Origin of the sequence: Streptomyces sp. NPDC051133 (assembly GCF_040682635.1) — a bacterium.
Classification (GTDB): Bacteria; Actinomycetota; Actinomycetes; order Streptomycetales; family Streptomycetaceae; genus Streptomyces.
Map to the genome: position 1 here is coordinate 240,166 of NZ_JBFBBK010000002.1, position 13,791 is coordinate 253,956.

A 13,791-nucleotide genomic window follows, 5' to 3' on the forward strand; every position below is an offset into this window, starting at 1 on the left:
GTTCAGCGGCGCGTCGGCGCCGTCTGCTGGGGAGCGCGTTGGCAGAGCCGCGCGTGTACGACGACGGATCCGCCGGCAGCGCTCGCGCCGTGGTTCTGGATTTCCTCGGTCTTCTCGCCGGGGCGGATCGGCTCGGTGCAGCGTGCGCAGATCATCGGCGGAGCTCCAGGGCGAGGGCGTGCAGGGCGCGGCGGGTCTCACAGAGATTGGTGTCGTCGGTGCACTGCTCGCACCGGCCGGGGTGGTCGTTGCGCGCGACGAGGACGGCGCGGCGGGTGCAGGGCCGGCAGGCGCGGGGGAACCAGTGGCCGCCGTCGGTCTCGCGCTCGCCGAGGTCAATGGCCGTGGCGGTGGACAGCGGCTCGCCGCCCCACACGCACTCGGCGCCGCGCGCCCTGGCGTCAGGCAGGACTTCCAGGGGCGGCAGCAGGATGAGTGGCAGGAGTTCGGCGGGGATGTCGACCAGGGCTCTGGTCTCGGCGGTCGTCATGCGGGGGCCTCCGCTTCGGTGCGGTAGCCGCCGGGGCCGAACGCGGCTGCGATGAGCGCGGGGTCGTTCAGGTGGCCTTTGCCGTCCGGGCGCCACAGCCAGAACAGGCCGTCCACCTGCCAGCCGGTCGGAGGGCACGGCAGTAGCCAGCCCGCCGGGTGCACGGTCAGGTGCCGGACGTCGGAGAGTTCCTCGGCCGCGTTCGGCGCGATCAGCCAGAACATCCGGTTGGCGTCGGGGTCGGCGAGGACGGGGCCGTGCGGCGAGTTCCGGATCCGGGAGGCGGCCGGCCATCCCCGGGTGAGGCTGGATTCGGCGACGAGCCAGTGGGTCCCGGAGGCGATGGGTGCGAGGGTCTCCTGCTCCCATGCTGTGTGGACGGTAGCCGGGTCGTCGCTGCAGTCAGCGAGCCACGTATCCCCGGCCTCGTACTGCGCGGCGGAGCGCATCGGGTGGGCCATGACCAGGACGTTAGGGACAAGTGCGAATCAGGGCGTGGTGTGATTCGCGAATATTCGCCCGGTGGCTGACGCGATTCGCCGTGATGCTCACGTGAGGTCGGTGGCCTGCGCGCGGGCCCGCGCGAGAAGCCGGCGGGCCTGCGTGCCGTACACGGCCGCCGCAGCGAGCGTGTCCCACACGCGGCGGTACAGGCCGACGGTCTCGGTGTCGTCCAGCCACAACTCAGCGTGCCAGTCCTCGACGATGGCGAGGCGGTCGTCGTACAGCCAGAACGCATTGGCCGGCGGGACGGCGAGCTGCGCCCCGAAGGGCACGATGCCCAGCTGCACGGTGTCCAGGCCGATGACGGAGGCGAGCCGGTCGATCTGCCCGGCGATGACGTCGCGGGGCGCTACGCAGGCGTACAGGGCCGCTTCCCACAGCAGGATGCGGAAGACCCGGCCGGGCTCGTACAGCAGCGCCTGACGGGCGATGCGGGCCCTCACAGCGTCCTCGATGTCGCGCGGGGCCTGATGGAGTTCGGCGTAGCGGGTGAAGACGTGGCGGGCGTACTCCGGTGTCTGCAGCATGCCGACGACCATCGCCCCCTCCCACGCCCGCAGCTCGGTTGAGCGTTCGTACTCGATGGTGAGGACGTCCTGCACGGGCCGATGGCCGGCGCGCAGTTGGCGGCGCCACGATCGGGTGTGGGTCTCCAGGCCCTGCAGACGGGCGGTGAGTTCTTCTGCGGTCGCCGGGTGGCCGGTGGCCGTAGCCCAGGCGGTGAGGTCTTCTGGGGTGGCGGTCTGCCGGCCGGTCTCCAGCTTCGAGATCTTGGCTTGTGGCCACTCCAGCAGGGCCGCCAGGTCGCGCTGTGTGCGCTGGCCGCGCAGCTCACGGAGCCGGCGGCCTAGCGCCTCGCGGGCCTGCTGGAAGTCCGTTGCCACAGCAGGGAAGTTACCCGCTGAACTGGTCGAATGGCACGGCGTGGTGCCAAGCAGCCTCGCGGGCCTGGGCGTAGCGGAGCACTTGCACGGGGTCGGTGATCAGCTCGATGCCGGTCATCTCGTCGGCGTTGTCGAAGTGGAGCAGGGCGACGACGCGCGCGTCGAACAGCCAGAAGTCCTCACGCGGTAGCTTCAGCTCGTCAGCCGCGCTGCGGGCCAGGACGCGGATCGTCTCGCCGACGGCCTCGTTACGGCGGGCGTTGTCGAGCAGGTAGCGCTGGCCCTCGGTGGGCGGCTCGTCGAGGATCCGCACCCGCTCGAACCGCTTGCCGAGGGCCGTCTGCTCGCGGCGCTCGCGGCACCAGGGGTCGTCGAGGTCCCAGTCGACGCGGCCGGCGGCGAGGAACTGCCGGTAGGTGTCCTGCTGCTCGTCCCAGGCGTAGCGGCGGCGCGTCTCCAGTCGCCACGCGGAGTGGCGCAGCGTGGTGAACATGCCGTCGAACTCTTCGAAGCTGATCATCTGAGGCACGTGGACAGCCTCGCGGGGACCGAAGTTCGCGAGCAACTCGCGGGGGACGACGACCGCGCCCTCGTCCTCAGTGAGGTTGGCGAGCTGGCCGAGTTCGCCGGGGTCGGTGACGCGGTCGCCCTGGACGACGTAGTCGCCGGACGGGGTGGTGTAGAGGGTGGGGCAACCGTTGTTGCCGCTGTTGGTGCCGACTTTCCACAGGCGCCTGGTCATGGCGTGATCTCCTTCGGTGGGTTGGCTGCCGGGCACCGTAGCCCGGCGGATCTGGAGGACGACAGAGGGCACCGGCGGCCCCCGAGGTCAGCGGTTGCCCGCCTCGTGGGTGCGGCGCCATGCGTTGTGGGCGCGCCGGCCGACGCGCAGCCGGAGCTGCTTGCCGTGGCAGCGCGGGCACATCCGCGGCTTCTTGAACCGCTCGACCTGCCCGAGGCCGCCGCACTTGCGGCACGGCGCGAACGGCTTCACGGCGCACAACACTGCGTAGTAGCCGAGCCAGAGAATGAGCGCGGCCATAGCAAGCCACATGGGTGTCTCTCCCCTTCGATTCACGGGTGTTTCCCGTTTCCGGGGCCCCTGCTGCTAGACGCTAGGGAGCAGGCCAGGGGCGTGTTTTGGTGCTAGCGGGGGTGCTAGACCTAGCAGGGCGGGGTGCTAGGTCTAGCGGCCATGGGAGGGCTATGCGGCGGCCCTGTCGGCGTCACGGCGAGTGATCGCGGCGACCACCTCGGCCCGCTTGATGCCGCGCCGGTTCTTGCCCTCACCGTCGTCGGTGGTGCCCCACACCTGGTCCGCCTTCACGCCCCACGGCTTGAGCGCGGACGTGACGTTCTCCGCCTTCCACCCGGCGTACACGTCGGGCCGGAGCTCGGCGAGGCGGACCGCCACGCGCTCGTTCCACACCTGCTCCTCGTCAGCGGGCACCACCTTCAGGATGTCGCCGAGCAGGTCGCTGCTGGCCGTGTCGGCGGGGCCCTGGCCGAGGGCGTGACCGGTGATGTTGCCGTAGTCCTCGCGCAGCTGGCGGGCCCGTGCGACGACCTTCTCGGCGCCCGGTGCGTCGACAAACGCGGACGCGGCGATGACGGGGTCGTCGCCCTCGCCGGACATCCAGCAGATGCCCCGGTCGGAGCGGGTGAACATCGTGGCGCGGACGCCGGCCTTGTAGGCGCCGGTGCCGAGGACCATGTCGTTGGCGGTGTGGCTCATGACCTTCAGGCAGAAGCGGAGCACGGCGTTGTTGGAGATGCCGGGCGGGAGGCTCTTGGCGTCGGGCCGCTGCGTGGCAAACATGCCGACGATGCCCAGCGCCGGGCCGCGCTTGGCGATGTCGGTGCAGATGGACTCCAGCTCAGCCCCGTACTTCTCATGCTCAAACGGGACTTGGCACTCGTCGAAGCCGACCACGATCGGATGCAGGCCGAGGCTGCGGTCACTGGCCAGGGCCGGGGTCACCTTGTTCTCCGGGCAGCGGTGGCTGGGCAGGTTGCGGATCACCTTGGCGCGGCGCCGCAGTTCCTCGCGCAGCTCCCGCATGGAGTGCAGGACGTACAGCACGTCCTCGTCGTCCTCGCCGGCGCGGTAGCGGTGGCAGACCGGCTCCAAGGGGCGCAGGTCGCCGGTGCCCTTGAAGTCGAACGCGTACAGCTCGGCCCGCGGGTCGAGGGCGGCGATGAGCAGCAGCAGGCGCAGGAGAAACGTTTTGCCCATGCGGGGGATGGAGCCGACCACGACGGACGCGAACATGAGGGTGACGAACATGTCCCTCATCCGCTGGTCGTTGCCGAACACGACCGGCTGGAACAGGTCCACCTGCCCGTCCTTCAGAAGCGGCCAGGCCGGCTTGGTGGTCTCGTTCATGGGCTTGTCGCCCACCCACAGGATCAGCCGGCCCTCGTGCTCGGTCGGGTCGCCGGAGGGCCAGACGCAGCCCAGCTTGCGGCGCAGGCCGGAGGCGAGGGCCTGGCGTTCCTCCATGACGTCCTCGGGCACGACGCCGTAGGGCAGGTCGAGGTCGGCGCGGTAGCCGGGGCCGTCGCGGGTGATCTCGCTGGTGAAGCGCATCCCGTTCATGTCGCCGCCCTTCTTGATGGCGGCGGTGATGCGCGGGTTGCCGATCGATTCGAGGGCGCGCAGCACGATCGTCCCGGTCAGCTTCTGCAGCTCGGTGCGCATCACGGCGGGGCCGATGACCGGGGCGTCGGGCTGCTGGCCGAAGTAGCCGAGGGTCAGCACCCCGCCGGCCGCGAACACGTACAGGAACTCGGGTGCCATGACGTACAGCCACAGGGCGAAGCCGAGGCCGAACACGCAGGCCACGACGGTGACCAGGCCGCGCAGGCGGACGCGTCCGGCCCGCAGCCGGGACAGCCGCATGTACTCCTCGACGTCCTCGGTACGGACGGCGTAGTCCCGCAGCGGGGCAGCCTCGCGGTCCCACACCCACCTGTTCGCGGAGGCGACCAGGCGCGCGGTGCCGCGCGGCGCCATCATGCCCAGCTGCAGCGCGTACCAGGGGGTGCGCAGGCCGTGATAGGCGGTGGCGTACCAGGCGTGCCCGGCCGCGCGCTCGACCGTGGCGAGCAGGTCACGGCGGGAACGCAGCCACGGGGCGATGATCGGGCGGCGCTTCTCGGTGGTCACGCCGGGGTCGGGGAGCTTGGGGTTGTCGACGGGTACCGGCGGCGGGGCCGGCGCGTCCGCTTCGACGGGCGGGGCCTCGGCGGCCTCGGCGTTGGCGGGTACGAGGATGTCCGTCATGCTGGTGGCTTCCTGCCTCTTGCTGGGGTACGGAGGCCCGGGGCGGCCGGTCGCTTGGCCGTGGACGGCCGCCCCGGGGGTGAGCTACTGGCGGCCCTTGCCGCGGTTGTCCTCTCGGGCCTGCGCCTTCTCGCGGATGGCCTCGACGCGCTTCTCAAGCCGGGCGGTGCCCTTGCCCTTCTGCTGGCGGCGCACGATCCGGTAGCCGAGGGCGACGGTGCGGGCGATCTCGCTGATGTTGTGTGGATCCTTGTCGGTGAGCGCCATCAGCCGTTGTTCCTCAGCTCGTGGATGGGCTTGTGCCGCTTGAAGCCGTCGGGCTTGGAGATGACGGCCGTGCCGCTCTGCAGGCCGACGACGGTGTACTCCTCGCCGTCGTGCTGGACCTTGCGGCCCATCAGGTGGCCGTCGGGGTGCTCGTGGTTCTTGCCCACCAGCTTCTTCATGGGTTCCTCCTCGGTTCGGGCCGGGGCTGTCCCGGCTCCCCTCGACCGGGCCCGTGCGAGACGGGCCCGGCGGGCAGCCGGTCAGGCGTGCTTCGGCGTCCAGGTGCCGTTGTTCACGGCGTTGAGCTCGTCGAGGTGCTCGTCGACGGCGGCGCCCATCCGGTCCGCGGCGCCGTGCTGGCCGGTGGCGGCGAGGTCGCGCTGGGCGCCGCGGGCGGACTTGATGTCGGCCTTGACCTCGGCCTTCAGCTGCTTGTCGGGCACGGTGCCGCGGGCGAAGAAGTGACGGGCTCCGGACATGGGTTCCTCCTGAGGTTGCGGGCCGGACTGTCCGGCCCCACCGCCCTGCACGGCCACCGGACCGCGCAGGACGGAGGGGCAGGTCAGCGGCCCTTCTGGACGTCGCGCTGGTAGTCCCGCCACAAGCTGCGCAGGACGACCGCGAGGATGGCGACGGAGATCCCGCCGATGGCGATGGCGATCGACGCGAACGCGATCCCGACGCCGCCCACGCAGACGGCGCACCCGATGGCCAGCCATTCGCCAGTGCTGCGGCCGGGCTTGTGCTGGTGGCTGCAGGCGGGCGAGTGGGCGGGCTGCTGGGCGGTGGCAGCCTTGGCGAGCTCGACGGCGGCCAGCGCCAGCTGCACGGCGACCGTGTCCGTCGCCGCCTCCTTCGCGGCGGCCTCCGCCTTGTCGAGCGGGGTGAGCTCGCTCATCGGGCAGCCCCCGCAATCGGCATCGGCTGGATACGCCACGTCACCTCAGCCTCTGGACGCTGCGTACCGGGGGCGCCCTGCGTGAGCCACCCGTCGGGGTGCGCCCCGTCGCGTTCGGCGGCCTTCTCCGCGTCCTCGCGGGTCCCGTGGACGCTGTGGAACCGGCCGTAGTGCAGCAGCACGAACACCTGCTGCGGACCGGCTGACTTCCGGGCCGTGCGCAGCAGCATGCGCAGAGCGGCCCGGTCCTCGGTGTCGAGGAGGACCTGTGCCCGCAGGGCCTCCAGCTCGCCCTGGGCACGGGCGGCTTCGGCGGTACTGCTGGCGTGCGTGCTGCGCAGGTCCTCCAGGGCGTTCTCAGCCCGGATCGCGGAGTCGGTGGCGGTCCTGGCCTCGATGCGCGCGGCGGCGGTCGCTGCCTCGGCTTCGGCGATGCCGGCGCGCAGGGCTCGCAGGGTTCGGGTACGGACGATGGCGATCACGACGAGACCCTTCGGGTGAGAGCAGGGCGGCTCAGGGCTCCCAGGGCGAACCCGAGAGCGATCGGCTGAGCGGTGACATAGGCGACGGCGGCCGCGGCGAGCAGGGCGACGGTGTGGCCGAACGCGAGGAGCAGGGCGGCGAGCAGAGCGCCGAGCAGGATGGCGCGCATCAGACGTATCCGCCTTCCATCGGCTTGGCCGGGGCCTCGGGCTCGGTCTTCTTCGCGGCCCTCGACAGGGCCGCGCGGATGTGGTTCTCAGGCAGGACCAGACGCCTGGTCTGCTTCAGGTGCTCGGCGATCTCGCGTGCTGTTGCGTCCGGCCCAAGGGCTGTTGCGGCCTCCTCGACGGCGTCCTGCACGCTCAGCGCGGGCAACGCCGCGACCTGCGGCGCAACAGCCGCATCAGGTCGTTCGACCGTGTACTCGGGGGCCTGCTCGCCGAGGACCAGGGCGACCGCGACGGGGTCGACGGTCACGCCGTACGTACCGAGGATCGAGGCGAGTTCGACCGGGCCCGCATCAGGTCGCGCATCAGCCGCGAGCCGTACCGCGTCGACCGGGTCCATGTCGGCGAAGTGCTGCCGTACCGCGTCGGTCGCGGACGCCGACCGCGGCGCGGGCCGGGCGGCCGGCGCATCACCGGGCGGGAGGGCGAGCATCCGGTCGAGGGCGTGTCCGGCCCCGGCGGTCAGCTTCGTGCGGGAGACGTCGACCAGGCCCTCGGCGAGGCCGGGGTCACCGACGCCGACCCGGCCGATCAGCTTCCACGCCTTGCGCTCGGCGTCCTGCTGTACGGATTCGTCGGGGTGCCCGGCGGCGAGTGCCTGCTGGTACGCCAGCTGCTGGACGACGTGGGCGTTGCGGCGGTCCACCTCGGCGTCGCGGCCGGTGCGGTACACCACGATGCGGCGGGCGATCAGCCCGAGGCCCTCGGCGGCGCCGGACATGGCCAGCGGGGTGACGGCGTACACCAGGGCCTCGGTGCGGCTGTCGGCGATGGACAGGCCGGTCAGGCTTGCGGCGGCGGGGGCCAGCCACAGGCCGGCGCGGACCGGGGCGGGGGCGGACTGCCCCAGCATGGTCAGCCCCAGCATGGTCAGGGCGAGGATCAGGGCGAGGCCTTCACCGGCGGCGACGACACCGGCCGCGGTGCCGCCCCGGTGGAACTGGCCCATGACGTTGCTGTAGGTGCCCCAGGCGCCGAAGCCTCCGACGGCGGCCATGACGACCGCGGCGGCGGTGAGTACGGCCGTCTGGCCCTTGCTCAGTTCTTTGCGGGTGATGGTGCTGTTCATTCGCCCACCTCCGGGGCGGCGGCGCGCACGACGAGGTGCGCGGCGAGGCAGAGGCCTTCGCGGTCGCGGCGCTGGTTCGCTTCGAGTAGCGCGGCCATCAGGGCGGGCACGGGCGGGAGGGGCCGGGTGAACATGTCTGCCGCGCGGATGGCGGCGGCCTCGGTCGGCCGGCGGATCGGCCAGCGGGAAGTCACCGGCGTGCCTCCTGCAGGAGGACGGCCAGGCGGCGGGCCTGCTCGCGCAGCTGCTCGGCCTGCTCAGCGAGGGTGTCGGCCATGGCCTCCAGCCCGGGCAGCCCGGTGGGGTACCAGTCCGCGCCGATACCGACGTTGACGAACGGCATCCGCAGGAACCCGTCGAAGGCGTAGGGGCGGACTTCCAGCGCGGTGACCAGGTTGGTGACCGGGCCGCTCCTGGTGGGCAGGGTCAGCGGCTGGTCGGGGCCAAGGTGGCTGATGTCCGCGCGGTGGACGTCGTCCTCGTGCTCACCGGTGCACCAGGTGGGGCAGCGCAGTTCGAGCGGGCCGTGGTCGAGGGTGCGCACCGTGATGGTGCGAGGCGCCGTCACTGGCCAGCCTCGGCGGGGAGGGCGACGGCCTCGGTCCAGGACTTCCCCTCGGCGAGCGCGGCCTGCGCCTGCTCGCTGGTGACGTAGCCCTGCACCGGGTGCTGGGCCAGCCTCTCCCGCAGGTAGTCGGCGTCCCAGTCCAGGCCGAGCGAGCAGTCGTCGAGGGCGCTGCGCAGCGCCAGCTTGGCGTACATGACCCGCTCGTTCAGGAGCCGGTCGTGCTCCTCCTGCCATCCCATGCTGGCGGGGTAGGGCAGGTCGATCGCTTCGAGGACGGCCGAGAGCAGGTTGACGACGGCCGGGGGCAGGGCGCCCACCGTGACGGTGGACGCCGTGGTGAGCTCGGTCATCGGGCACCGCCGGCGAACGCGGCGATCAGGGCGACGGCGGCGACGTACTCGGCCTTGCGCGGCCGGTAGGCGGCGATCAGGCGGGCGACCTGGCCGAGGCTGTAGCGGCCGACGGCGTGGGTGCGGTGGGCGCGGCCACCGGCGACGGTGCGGCGGGTCCGGGCGGTGGCGGCCGGGGTGACGCCGATGCGCTTCGCCACGGAACGGAGGCCGTTCGCGCAGCCGGTCGCGGTGTCCTTGGCGACGCCGGCCGCGATCGCCACGGTGGCGAGGGAGCGGGGCCGGCGCCGGCACGAGGCGGCCAGGCGCTGCGCGGCGGAGCGGCGGCGGAGCTCGGCACGGAGCGAACGGCGGTTGGCGCGGCGCTCGCGGCGGATGAGAGAGTTCGTCACAGCGGGTCTCCTGTCTCAGGTCAGGCGGTCCGTGAGGCCCCGGCCGGTGGTTGCGTCACCGGTTCGGGGCCGTCGTGTTGAACGGGCGTTTACCTCGTCCATCTGACATTGACAAAGTTACGGGACGAGCGGGAACCTTGTCAATATCATTGGAGCGAAGTTGCGGAGGGAGTCGGCCCGTGAAGGCGCATAGACTTTGTCCACCTCACGACGACAAGGAGTCGCGGCATGCCAGCAGACCCGAAGGCCGAGTACTGGACCGTCGCGGACGTCGCCGCGTACTGGGGTGTGAGCCCCCAGACCATCCGCACGTACCGCTCACGGAAGCGCGGCGAGCTGCCACAGGAAGACGCAGTCTTCGGGCGCTCCCCCGTATGGAAGCCCGCCACGATCATCGGCTTCGAGCGACCTGGCCAAGGCGCCCGCACGGACTTGCACTGACAGGGCGGCCGGCGTCTCACACTCGTCTCACAAGCCGACGCGCGCAGACCCGCCCGACGGCCCATTGACCTGTAGTTTCCTACGGTCCCTGGACGGTACGGACCCTGTATGGACGGACTGTAAACTCTGGACACGTGACTTCTGCGCCCGCCAAGCCCCGCATCCCGAACGTCCTCGCCGGACGCTACGCCTCCGCCGAGCTCGCCACGCTCTGGTCCCCCGAGCAGAAGGTGAAGCTGGAGCGGCAGCTCTGGCTCGCCGTGCTGCGGGCCCAGAAGGACCTCGGCATCGAGGTGCCGGACGCGGCGATCGCCGACTACGAGCGTGTCCTGGACACCGTCGCCCTGGCCTCGATCGCCGAGCGCGAGAAGGTCACCCGGCACGACGTGAAGGCGCGGATCGAGGAGTTCAACGACCTCGCCGGGCACGAGCACGTGCACAAGGGCATGACCTCCCGCGACCTCACCGAGAACGTGGAGCAGCTGCAGATCCGGCTGTCGCTGGAGCTGGTGCGCGACCGTACGGTGGCCGTGCTGGCGCGTCTGGGCAAGCTGTCCGGCGAGTACGCCGAGCTGGTCATGGCCGGGCGCTCGCACAACGTGGCCGCGCAGGCCACGACCCTCGGCAAGCGGTTCGCGACCGCGGCCGACGAGCTGCTCGTGGCGTACGGCCGCATCGAGGAGCTGCTGGGCCGCTACCCGCTGCGCGGCATCAAGGGCCCGGTGGGCACCGCGCAGGACATGCTGGACCTGCTCGGCGGTGACGCGGCCAAGCTGGCCGACCTGGAGAACCGCATCGCGCGGCACCTCGGCTTCTCGCAGGCCTTCACCTCGGTCGGCCAGGTCTACCCGCGCTCCCTGGACTACGAGGTCGTCACCGCGCTGGTGCAGCTGGCGGCGGCGCCGTCCTCGCTGGCCAAGACGATCCGGCTGATGGCCGGGCACGAGCTGGTCACCGAGGGCTTCAAGCCGGGCCAGGTCGGCTCCTCGGCGATGCCGCACAAGATGAACACCCGCTCCTGCGAGCGCGTCAACGGCCTCATGGTCATCCTGCGCGGCTACGCCTCGATGACCGGTGAGCTGGCGGGCGACCAGTGGAACGAGGGCGACGTGTCCTGCTCGGTGGTGCGCCGGGTCGCGCTGCCGGACGCGTTCTTCGCGCTGGACGGCCTGCTGGAGACCTTCCTGACGGTCCTCGACGAGTTCGGCGCCTTCCCGGCCGTCGTCGCCCGCGAGCTGGACCGCTACCTGCCGTTCCTGGCCACCACCAAGGTGCTCATGGGCGCCGTCCGCGCCGGTGTCGGCCGTGAGGTCGCGCACGAGGCGATCAAGGAGAACGCCGTCGCCACCGCGCTCGCGATGCGTGAGCAGGGCGCCGAGCGCAACGATCTGCTCGACAAGCTCGCCGCCGACGAGCGCCTGCCCCTCGGCCGTGACGAGCTGGCGGCCCTGATGGCCGACAAGCTGTCCTTCACCGGCGCCGCCGCCGACCAGGTCGGCGTGGTCGTCGGCCGGATCGAGGAGATCGCCAAGCAGCACCCGGAGGCGGCCGGCTACACCCCCGGAGCGATCCTCTGACCCCTCTGACGAAGGCGGACCTGGAGGCCGCCCGCGACCGTCTCGTCCAGGACGTGGTCGCGGACGGCCTCCGGGTGCTGTTCTGCGGCATCAACCCGGGGCTGATGACGGCGGCGACGGGCCATCACTTCGCCCGCCCGGGGAATCGCTTCTGGCCGGTGCTGCACCTGTCCGGCTTCACCCCGAGACTGTTGAAGCCGGCCGAGCAGCGGGAGCTGCTGTCGTACGGGCTGGGCATCACCAACGTCGTGGCGCGGGCGACCGCGCGGGCGGACGAGCTGACCGCCGAGGAGTACGTCGAGGGCGGACGGCTGCTGACCGAGAAGGTGACGCGGCTGCGGCCCGGGTGGCTGGCGGTGGTCGGCGTGACCGCCTACCGGGCCGCCTTCGCCGACCGCACCGCGAAGGTGGGGCCGCAGCGGCGGACCGTCGGGGACAGCCGGGTGTGGGTGCTGCCCAACCCCAGCGGGCTGAACGCGCACTGGACGGCGGCGACCATGGCGGAGGAGTTCGCCCGGCTGCGGGAGGCCGCCTCGGCCTAGCCGGCCGGGCTTTTCCCGTGCGTGCATGGCGTCGCGCGGCAGACGGGAATTGTCGGACGGGCCCTAGGCCGAGGGGCGGAAGCGGCGCCGGTACTCGCTGGGAGTGATACCCAGCCGGCGCCGGAAGGCGCGGATCAGGGTGGCCACGCTGCCGAATCCGCAGGCGTCGGCGATCCGGTCCAGGGTCTCCTCGCTCTCCTCCAAGCGGTTGCGGGCCCGCTCGACGCGGGCGTGGTCGATGTACACCGCCGGGGTCATACCGGTCTCCTCCTGGAAGATCCGGGTGAGCTGGCGGTCGCTGATGTGGGCGTACGCGGCGAGTTCGGCGACGGTGATCCTCCGGCGCAGGTTGGCGGTGACGTAGTGCCGCAGGTCGTCCATGCGACGCGTGGTGTAGGCGGGTTCGACCGGCACGCTGAACTGGCTCTGCCCGCTCGGTCTCTTGAGGTACATCACGAGCTGGCGGGCGACTCCCATGGCGGCCGCCTCGCCGAAGTCCTCGGCGACCAGGGCCAGGGCGAGGTCGAGGCAGGCGGTGATGCCGGCTCCGGTCCACACGTTGCCTTCGCGGATGAAGATCGGGTCGGGGTCGACGTCCACGGCCGGGTAGCGGGCGGCCAGTTGCCGGGCGGTCGACCAGTGCGTCGTGGCGCGCTTGCCGTCGAGGAGTCCCGCCTCGGCCAGCAGATGCGCGCCCACACACACGGATGTAACGCGGCGTGAACGGTAGGCCAACTTCCGCACCCAGGCGACCACGGCCGGGTCGATCACAGGGTGTACGCGGTGGTCCCTGTCGATGGTGACGCTTCCGGGCACGATCAGGGTGTCGGTGCGCCGGTCGGCGATGTCGGAGAACGTCACGTCGGGCACCACCTTGACCCCGGCCCCCGTGGTGACGGGGTCGGCGGTCTCGGCCGCCAGCAGCACCCGGTATCCGGGGTCCCGTCGCAGGTCACGCCCCAGAAGCGCGAAGACTTCGGGAGGTCCGGTGACGTCGAGCAGATCCACCCCGTCGAACAGCATGATCACGACAAGCCTTGATCCCAGCACGCCGGAATTCCCCCCTCCGGTCCGGATGATGTCGGAATCTGCAAACTATCCGACCCAGCCGGGAATCAGCCAGACCCTACGGTGAGACAGGTAACTCGCCGCACACGACGGCGATTTAAACCTCCTACTTCGTCGCCTTCCCAGGGGAGAGAGCACAGCCATGCCGTCCATCACGCTCCGTGAGCTGAACGAGTTCGACAACACCCCGGCCTCCCTCGCCGACTCCACGGTGGTCCTGATCGACTACCAGAACACCTACACGCAGGGCGTGATGGAGCTGGAGGGCTGGCAGGCCGCGCTCGACGCCGGCGCCACCCTTATCGCCAAGGCGCGCGCGGCCGGCGCCACGGTCATCCACGTCGTCAACGACGGAGGTGAGGGGACCCCCTACGACATCCGCGCCGAGATCGGCCGGATCCACTCCGCCGTCGCCCCGATCGAGGGCGAGGCCACCGTGGTCAAGAGTGTCCCGAACGCGTTCCACGGCACCGACCTCGGTGATCTGGTCGACGCCGCCGGGCACAAGGACCTGGTCCTGGCCGGGTTCATGACGCACATGTGCGTGGCGTTCACGGCGCAGGGCGCGTTCCTGCGCGGCAACCGCCCCACCGTCGTGGCCGACGCCTCCGCCACCCGTACCCTGAAGACCGCCGTCGCCGAAGTGCCGGCCGAGCAGCTGCACCACGGTGCGCTCGCCACGATCGACGACCTCTACGGGGTCGTCGTCGCGACGGCCTCCGACCTCGGCTGACCGTCCCGGCAC

Annotated in this window: 22 protein-coding genes; 4 read left to right on the forward strand and 18 right to left on the reverse strand. The window is 71.5% G+C overall.

What is annotated here, in order from left to right:
• Nucleotides 1-151 precede the first annotated feature (151 nt).
• The 17 genes from AB0N17_RS03620 to AB0N17_RS03700 form a co-directional block, all read right to left on the reverse strand.
• Nucleotides 152-490, reverse strand: coding sequence for a hypothetical protein (locus AB0N17_RS03620; protein WP_366009433.1), 339 nt, complete (start codon nt 488-490; stop codon nt 152-154).
• The gene (locus AB0N17_RS03625; protein ID WP_366009434.1) at nt 487-951 is read right to left on the reverse strand and encodes a hypothetical protein; all 465 of its coding nucleotides are present in this window, start codon (nt 949-951) and stop codon (nt 487-489) included. The genes AB0N17_RS03620 and AB0N17_RS03625 overlap by 4 nt, the downstream gene beginning before the upstream one ends.
• Nucleotides 952-1,038: 87 nt before the next feature.
• The gene (locus AB0N17_RS03630) at nt 1,039-1,878 is read right to left on the reverse strand and encodes a helix-turn-helix transcriptional regulator (protein ID WP_366009435.1); all 840 of its coding nucleotides are present in this window, start codon (nt 1,876-1,878) and stop codon (nt 1,039-1,041) included.
• A 10-nt stretch (nt 1,879-1,888) separates the two neighbouring features.
• Nucleotides 1,889-2,620, reverse strand: a complete 732-nt coding sequence (locus AB0N17_RS03635) for a DUF6879 family protein (RefSeq protein ID WP_366009436.1) — start codon at nt 2,618-2,620, stop codon at nt 1,889-1,891.
• A gap of 87 nt (nt 2,621-2,707) precedes the next feature.
• Nucleotides 2,708-2,920: a hypothetical protein gene (locus AB0N17_RS03640; RefSeq protein ID WP_366009437.1), complete on the reverse strand. Its 213-nt coding sequence runs from the start codon at nt 2,918-2,920 to the stop codon at nt 2,708-2,710.
• 162 nt (nt 2,921-3,082) lie between these two features.
• Complete coding sequence (locus tag AB0N17_RS03645; protein WP_366009438.1) at nt 3,083-5,164, reverse strand: cell division protein FtsK; 2,082 nt, start codon at nt 5,162-5,164, stop codon at nt 3,083-3,085.
• An 84-nt stretch (nt 5,165-5,248) separates the two neighbouring features.
• Nucleotides 5,249-5,431 carry a hypothetical protein gene (locus AB0N17_RS03650; protein WP_366009439.1) on the reverse strand — a complete coding sequence of 61 codons (183 nt, stop codon included), beginning with the start codon at nt 5,429-5,431 and terminating at the stop codon, nt 5,249-5,251.
• Nucleotides 5,431-5,610, reverse strand: a complete 180-nt coding sequence (locus AB0N17_RS03655) for a hypothetical protein (protein WP_366009440.1) — start codon at nt 5,608-5,610, stop codon at nt 5,431-5,433. Before AB0N17_RS03655 ends, AB0N17_RS03650 begins: the two co-directional genes overlap by 1 nt.
• 81 nt (nt 5,611-5,691) lie before the next feature.
• Complete coding sequence (locus tag AB0N17_RS03660; RefSeq protein WP_366009441.1) at nt 5,692-5,910, reverse strand: hypothetical protein; 219 nt, start codon at nt 5,908-5,910, stop codon at nt 5,692-5,694.
• An 83-nt stretch (nt 5,911-5,993) separates the two neighbouring features.
• Entirely contained in the window at nt 5,994-6,329 is a 336-nt protein-coding gene (locus AB0N17_RS03665; protein WP_366009442.1) for a hypothetical protein, read from the reverse strand.
• Complete coding sequence (locus AB0N17_RS03670) at nt 6,326-6,811, reverse strand: hypothetical protein (protein ID WP_366009443.1); 486 nt, start codon at nt 6,809-6,811, stop codon at nt 6,326-6,328. Before AB0N17_RS03670 ends, AB0N17_RS03665 begins: the two co-directional genes overlap by 4 nt.
• A complete protein-coding gene (locus AB0N17_RS03675) occupies nt 6,808-6,981 on the reverse strand; it encodes a hypothetical protein (RefSeq protein WP_366009444.1) in 174 nt (57 codons plus the stop codon). Before AB0N17_RS03675 ends, AB0N17_RS03670 begins: the two co-directional genes overlap by 4 nt.
• Nucleotides 6,981-8,108, reverse strand: coding sequence for a conjugal transfer protein (locus AB0N17_RS03680; RefSeq protein WP_366009445.1), 1,128 nt, complete (start codon nt 8,106-8,108; stop codon nt 6,981-6,983). The genes AB0N17_RS03675 and AB0N17_RS03680 overlap by 1 nt, the downstream gene beginning before the upstream one ends.
• A complete protein-coding gene (locus tag AB0N17_RS03685; RefSeq protein WP_366009446.1) occupies nt 8,105-8,302 on the reverse strand; it encodes a hypothetical protein in 198 nt (65 codons plus the stop codon). The genes AB0N17_RS03680 and AB0N17_RS03685 overlap by 4 nt, the downstream gene beginning before the upstream one ends.
• Nucleotides 8,299-8,676: a hypothetical protein gene (locus tag AB0N17_RS03690; protein ID WP_366009447.1), complete on the reverse strand. Its 378-nt coding sequence runs from the start codon at nt 8,674-8,676 to the stop codon at nt 8,299-8,301. Before AB0N17_RS03690 ends, AB0N17_RS03685 begins: the two co-directional genes overlap by 4 nt.
• Nucleotides 8,673-9,026, reverse strand: coding sequence for a hypothetical protein (locus AB0N17_RS03695; protein ID WP_366009448.1), 354 nt, complete (start codon nt 9,024-9,026; stop codon nt 8,673-8,675). The genes AB0N17_RS03690 and AB0N17_RS03695 overlap by 4 nt, the downstream gene beginning before the upstream one ends.
• Entirely contained in the window at nt 9,023-9,418 is a 396-nt protein-coding gene (locus AB0N17_RS03700) for a hypothetical protein (RefSeq protein ID WP_366009449.1), read from the reverse strand. The genes AB0N17_RS03695 and AB0N17_RS03700 overlap by 4 nt, the downstream gene beginning before the upstream one ends.
• A gap of 228 nt (nt 9,419-9,646) precedes the next feature.
• Here AB0N17_RS03700 and AB0N17_RS03705 point away from each other — a divergent pair, with 228 nt between their 5' ends.
• From AB0N17_RS03705 to mug, 3 genes are all read left to right on the forward strand, one after another.
• Nucleotides 9,647-9,859, forward strand: coding sequence for a helix-turn-helix domain-containing protein (locus AB0N17_RS03705; protein WP_366009450.1), 213 nt, complete (start codon nt 9,647-9,649; stop codon nt 9,857-9,859).
• Nucleotides 9,860-9,993: 134 nt separating this feature from the next.
• The gene (purB, locus tag AB0N17_RS03710; RefSeq protein ID WP_366009451.1) at nt 9,994-11,436 is read left to right on the forward strand and encodes an adenylosuccinate lyase; all 1,443 of its coding nucleotides are present in this window, start codon (nt 9,994-9,996) and stop codon (nt 11,434-11,436) included.
• Nucleotides 11,437-11,489: 53 nt separating this feature from the next.
• Nucleotides 11,490-11,978, forward strand: a complete 489-nt coding sequence (mug, locus tag AB0N17_RS03715) for a G/U mismatch-specific DNA glycosylase (protein WP_366009452.1) — start codon at nt 11,490-11,492, stop codon at nt 11,976-11,978.
• 63 nt (nt 11,979-12,041) lie between these two features.
• On the opposite strand, the gene AB0N17_RS03720 is transcribed toward mug, so the two are convergent.
• Nucleotides 12,042-13,001 (reverse strand): helix-turn-helix domain-containing protein, encoded by a 960-nt coding sequence (locus AB0N17_RS03720; protein ID WP_366009577.1) that lies wholly within the window; start codon nt 12,999-13,001, stop codon nt 12,042-12,044.
• A gap of 187 nt (nt 13,002-13,188) precedes the next feature.
• Here AB0N17_RS03720 and AB0N17_RS03725 point away from each other — a divergent pair, with 187 nt between their 5' ends.
• Entirely contained in the window at nt 13,189-13,779 is a 591-nt protein-coding gene (locus tag AB0N17_RS03725) for a cysteine hydrolase family protein (RefSeq protein WP_366009453.1), read from the forward strand.
• Nucleotides 13,780-13,791 lie beyond the last annotated feature (12 nt).